The organism is Mesorhizobium sp. M0771, assembly GCF_040320155.1.
Taxonomy (GTDB): Bacteria; Pseudomonadota; Alphaproteobacteria; order Rhizobiales; family Rhizobiaceae; genus Mesorhizobium.
In genome coordinates, this window is sequence record NZ_JAMYPC010000055.1 from 1 (window position 1) to 4,886 (window position 4,886).

The following is a 4,886-nucleotide window of genomic DNA, read 5'->3' on the forward strand; positions in this document are numbered from 1 at the left end:
CAGAGTGCAAGTGTCCATCTGGCCGCCATCCGGCACGCGGCGGCACAGGGCGATTTCGTCATTGCCTATCTGCACCACCATCATTGGGAACCAGGTTGGCAGAACGTGCCGCGCTGGGTGCAGACCTTTGCCAGGATGTGCATCGACGCCGGCGCCAACCTGTTCGTCAGCCACGGTGCTCCGGTGCTGCAGGCAGTGGAAATCTACAATGGCTCGCCGATCTTCTACGGCCTCGGAAATTTCCTTTTCCACGTCCACCCGAAGGAAACCGAATGGGATCCACCGGAAGTCTGGCAAAGCATCGTCGCGGCCTGCCGCTATGATGGGAGCGGAAACCTCGCAGGAATAGACCTCCTGCCCGTCGTGATCGGCGCGAAAGCTCAGTCTCTCGGATCAGCAACGGGCAGATTGGTACCCGTCGCCGTCGCTGGAAGCGCGGCGCGAGACATACTCGAGGGATTCGCGACCCGATCGCGGGCGTTCGGCGTCGAAATCGAAGTGTCCCCGACTTGCGGCCGCATCGCCCTGCCCGCTGCACGAAAATTCGGCTGACGGCCCGACCGACCGCTCACACCGTCTTGCATTCCGCCGGCGGGGACTCGCCGCCCGTCTCGCTATCTGCCTTTGTGTCTAGCAGGGCCAGTTCTTCTCCTAACGCCGCGATCAGGGACGAGACGCGACCGCGCACACGCGGCGGAAGTTTCACTAGCCCTTCAATCAGTCGCCGACCCTCCGCGCTGGCAATGAAATCCAGGCGCTCATCGACCGGCAGGGGCCGCGCCTCGACGCGGGTTTCATCGTTTCCCGGCAGGCCTTCAAAGAAGCGGCCGACAGGAACGCCGAGCGAACTGGCGATCTCGTAGAGCATCGACGCGCTCACGCGATTGCGCGCGTTCTCGTATTTCTGGAGCTGCTGGAAACTGATGCCAATGGATCGGGCAAGGTGGGCTTGCGAGACGTCGGACTGGACGCGAACCGTCGCAATCTGCCTGCCGACATGCTGATCGGCGGGATGAGGGTCTCTGTCGATATTTGGCTTCGGCCCCGTCCGAAGGAGGACGGAGCGTTGCTGTTTCAACAAGGCCTTTCGATCCTCCACTAGTCAGCCGAACAGAGAGTCTGTCGCTACGCGCCGGGCTCTTCGCACCGATGTGATCTGCAGGTCGAATCGCCACTAGAAATACCTGATAGGGTGCAAAATAACCCTATAGGTGGCAAAGAAAATCTGCCTGCCGATTGTGGACCCATGGTCAGTCCACGACAGATTCGAGCCGCAAGGGCTTTGCTTGGTTGGTCGCAGCAGGAGCTTGCTGACAAGGCAATTGTGTCGCTGAATGCGCTGACCCGGTTGGAAAACGGCAAGGTAGATTCCCGGATCAGCACGTTGCAGGCCATTGAGGCGGCTCTCACAAAAGCAGGTGTCGAATTTCTGTCCGCTGGTCAAAAGGGTGAAGGCGTAAGGCTCCTAGATCCTCACGCTTGAATGTCCCGTTGGCGGAAAGCCAGGTTCTCGCATCGCAATTGTCACAAGTCCCTCCCTGCGGATGACGAGAGGCAAAGTCGTGGTATTGTCGGAATCAGCCATGATCCGAACTCCTGACAGCGGTTGTGGTCAGGCCGATCAAAGTGTTCCCGCACCCCGATCGGTCGTAGCACGCGCGGTGCATGTGCATTGCACGTGCTTTGTTATGCATTTTTTCTGCGCCAAATTCAAGCCGAAAAGTGACAATGATAAAAAAACCATTCACAACGCGTTTGGACCCATCTGTGCTAGCTCTGGCTGAGCAACTCGCAGAGTCCGAACGTCGTTCGATAACCGCTGTCATTGAGCTCGCATTGATCGAGTATGCAGAACGTCGTGGTGTTAAGGCGCGAGACGCCGAAAACGGCGGATAGCTGCGTCGCGAAGCACATCATTGAACGGCAGAAATGGGACCGGATTCGGAAGGTCTGCTTATGGCGTCCGAAGTACGATAGCGGACTTCGGCGCGTGCGACCAAGTTGGGAAGCTAGCCCAATAGCGGCCTAGAGGCGTGATGGGCTCCACCTGAGGGCCCATACAATCCGCACGATCTCCTTCCCTCTAGGTTGCCGCATTGCCAATGGCCGAAGAACGCAATCAGCGTCGCCTTGCCGCCATCCTCGCGGCCGATGTGATCGGCTACTCCAGGCTCATGGGTCGCGACGAGAGCGGAACCCTGCCGGCGTTTAAGGCGCACCGCCACGAACTGGTGGACGCCAAGATCGCCGAGCATCAGGCAGGATCGTCAAGCTGACCGGCGACAGCTTGCTGGTAGAGTTCCCCAGCGTGGTAAATGCGATGGCCTGCGCCGCCGATAATCCAGCACAAGATGCGTGAGCGCAATGCCAACGTGCCGGCGGACAGGCGCATCGAGTTCCGCATCGGGATCAACCTTGGAGATATCATTATCGAGGACGACGACATCTTCGGCGATGGCGTCAACATCGCGTCGCGGCCGTGCCAAGTCGCCCCAGGGAGACTGGTAAATGATCGTCGCGGTGGCCTTTAAAGTTGCTCCGATTGGCGTTTCAGCACGACCAACCGATGGGCTGGCGATAGTGCGCCATGACGTCATGGAAAAGCATGGCAAGCGAGTGGCCTGCGGCGACCCGTCATCTAGCCGCAATCCTCTCCAGCGCTGCTCCCCGCGAGACAGGCGGTAAGGCGGTAACGTCCTGCTCTTACGTCCAGGCGCGTCTGCCGTTCGGCCTCCACCTCGGCCCTCAGCTTCTGGGCAATGTTGATCTCGGCCTGCGGTCCTAGCTTCAGCGTGGCCAGTTCGCCGGCGCGGTGACGGATGCCGTGGGCGATGTAGTCGCCGGCGATATTAAGCAGCCTGCACTGCTCGGTGACGCCGCCCACCAAGATATGGGTATGCGGGTGTCCGGTGTTGTGATGATCGACGGCGATCCTGTCGAGCCGCGTTCCGATATCGCTTTCTGATCTGCCGCATCAGGTCGCGGGTGAAGGATCGAAGGTCCTCCATCTCGGCGGCCCTTGGGTGGGCGATGAAGCGGAAGATGTTTTTCGCGGAGGGCGCTCCCCTCGTCGCGGTCGCGATTATCCTCCATGCCGATTAGACTTTCTTTCCGCCTTCGCGCGTCGCCATCGTACTGGAGGTAACGCAGATGCGGATCGACTGCCCGGATGGAACGCCGTGTAGTTTCGGACCGCGAGCGCCACGCTGAGACGTGAACTTCACCACCCGCGCCTTGACCATAACCCACCGCGCCCGGAAGCGGCCGCCCCTTTCCCGGCCCCACCCGCCGCCGGCCTGGATCAGGCCGGCGGCGATGCCGCGGGGTCAGGTGCGAACCGGCGGCTCGCACGTCAATCCGCGTTCGCTGCCGTTCGTTGCCACCGTTGAACCTGCCGCCTTTCTTGCTCCGCTCCTAGCCACCGATTGGTTCAGGTTGCCTCCCTTGCGGACGGCGATCTCCACGCGCCTGACAGGAAATCTCTGTCATCACGATCTAGCATGGCGGCAGATCAGAGCTGGGCTCAGCCTCCACAAGACGGTTCAAACGCCGAATCCTAACCTGGCGTGCAAATACAGGCTCCTACGCTTCGTCCACTATTCCAGCTCAGAAGCTGCCTTCCACATGATCAGGTCCAATCGGATAAGGCTGCGCAGCTCTTCGGTCATGAACGATTTTATGGAGATTGAGCATGGACTGAATTGCTTGGTGAAATCGTGGCGTGGGGAAAGCGGTGCCCGGCTGCGGTCTACGATAGACGGAATGTTCCCAGGAACCTCGGAGGAGCTGGCAAAGCTGTTCGATTCGTGGTCGCCCCTCTTCAAGCAAGACACCTTCATTGCCCTGTCTGTCGGAACACGACAACAAGGAAGACGACCTGGGCCGCCTCTCGATGTGGCGTGCTTACGCTGGCCCCTCGGGCGTTGCTGTGGTCGTCAATCCAAAGGTATTCCTGTCGGTTTCAGAGGCGCTCTCCGCGTTCACCTCGCCGGTGGCATATTTGTCTGAGGAGGACTTCGACACAGAGTTCAGTCGCGTTGTCGACAACATCGTGATGACACGCGATTTCCTTATGAAAGAGGGTAAGAAGGAGTTCTTCGCCTACCTCTTCCAGGCGTTTCGCTCGGCGGTTCTGTGCACCAAACACCCTGGCTTTGCTGAGGAGAAGGAATGGCGGATCATCTATGCGCCGCAATACTCCAAGTCGGAGCTGATTGAGCGGAGCGTTGAACTCATTCGTGGGACGCCGCAAATCGTTTATAGCATCCCATTTAAGGATTATCCCGATAAAGATTTCGAGGGAGCCGAGCTGCCGAAGCTTATAAACCGCATCATCATTGGGCCAACGCAATTCCCGGAGGAGCTTCGCGCGGCGACCGTCGCTCTATTGGAAGAGGCTGGCGTGCCGGACGCGGTTTCTAAAGTGGTGATCTCCAGCATCCCGCTTCGCCAATGAAAATGCCCCTCGCTAGGTGAACTGACCCCCGAAAGTTGGACACAACCTTCGGGGGTTTTGCATGTCCAGACACGGCGAGAGTTTCAAGCGCTCGGTTGTCGATAGCTATTTAGGCGGGGATGAGAGCTACGCGAGTGCGGCGTCGATGCATGGCGTTGATGCGGCCACTGTTCGCAAGTGGGTTGCGTTGTACCAGGCGCATGGCGATGCCGGGCTATCTGGTAAGTACGGTCGTTACGACGCGGCGTTCAGGCTGTCGGTGCTTGAGCGAATGTGGGAGGAAGGTCTGTCGTATCGGCAGACGGCTAGGTTGTGTGCGTCAAGTTCTGCAAAAAGGGGCGGCCATGATGCTGGTCATGCGGCTTGGCGCAGAGCGAGCTTCTTGTGCTCGCGCAGGTCGTCCATGTTGATGTATCGGTTGGCCTCCATC

The 4,886-nt window shown here is 59.4% G+C and carries 5 protein-coding genes and 2 pseudogenes; 5 read left to right on the plus strand and 2 right to left on the minus strand.

Features of this window, described 5'->3' with window-relative positions; all coding sequences use genetic code 11:
- Positions 1–552, plus strand: a 552-nt coding sequence (locus tag NKI05_RS31935) for a CapA family protein (protein WP_352794202.1), incomplete at its 5' end; no start/stop codon positions are given.
- A gap of 16 nt (positions 553–568) precedes the next feature.
- On the opposite strand, the gene NKI05_RS31940 is transcribed toward NKI05_RS31935, so the two are convergent.
- Positions 569–1,081 carry a helix-turn-helix domain-containing protein gene (locus NKI05_RS31940; RefSeq protein WP_352794204.1) on the minus strand — a complete coding sequence of 171 codons (513 nt, stop codon included), beginning with the start codon at positions 1,079–1,081 and terminating at the stop codon, positions 569–571.
- 165 nt (positions 1,082–1,246) lie between these two features.
- On the opposite strand from NKI05_RS31940, the gene NKI05_RS31945 reads away from it, so the two are divergent.
- Positions 1,247–1,483, plus strand: coding sequence for a helix-turn-helix domain-containing protein (locus NKI05_RS31945; RefSeq protein ID WP_352504313.1), 237 nt, complete (start codon positions 1,247–1,249; stop codon positions 1,481–1,483).
- 619 nt (positions 1,484–2,102) lie between these two features.
- Positions 2,103–2,498, plus strand: a pseudogene (locus NKI05_RS31950) (adenylate/guanylate cyclase domain-containing protein); the annotation flags it as partial.
- Positions 2,499–2,638: 140 nt separating this feature from the next.
- On the opposite strand, the gene NKI05_RS31955 reads toward NKI05_RS31950, so the two are convergent.
- On the minus strand, positions 2,639–2,887 hold the full coding sequence (locus NKI05_RS31955; protein ID WP_352794206.1) for a hypothetical protein: 249 nt from the start codon (positions 2,885–2,887) through the stop codon (positions 2,639–2,641).
- Positions 2,888–3,838: 951 nt separating this feature from the next.
- Here NKI05_RS31955 and NKI05_RS31960 point away from each other — a divergent pair.
- Both NKI05_RS31960 and NKI05_RS31965 read left to right on the plus strand, forming a co-directional pair.
- Positions 3,839–4,456 carry a DUF2971 domain-containing protein gene (locus NKI05_RS31960; RefSeq protein WP_352794208.1) on the plus strand — a complete coding sequence of 206 codons (618 nt, stop codon included), beginning with the start codon at positions 3,839–3,841 and terminating at the stop codon, positions 4,454–4,456.
- A 61-nt stretch (positions 4,457–4,517) separates the two neighbouring features.
- A pseudogene (locus tag NKI05_RS31965) lies at positions 4,518–4,670 on the plus strand (transposase); the annotation flags it as partial.
- Between the last annotated feature and the right edge of the window lie 216 nt (positions 4,671–4,886).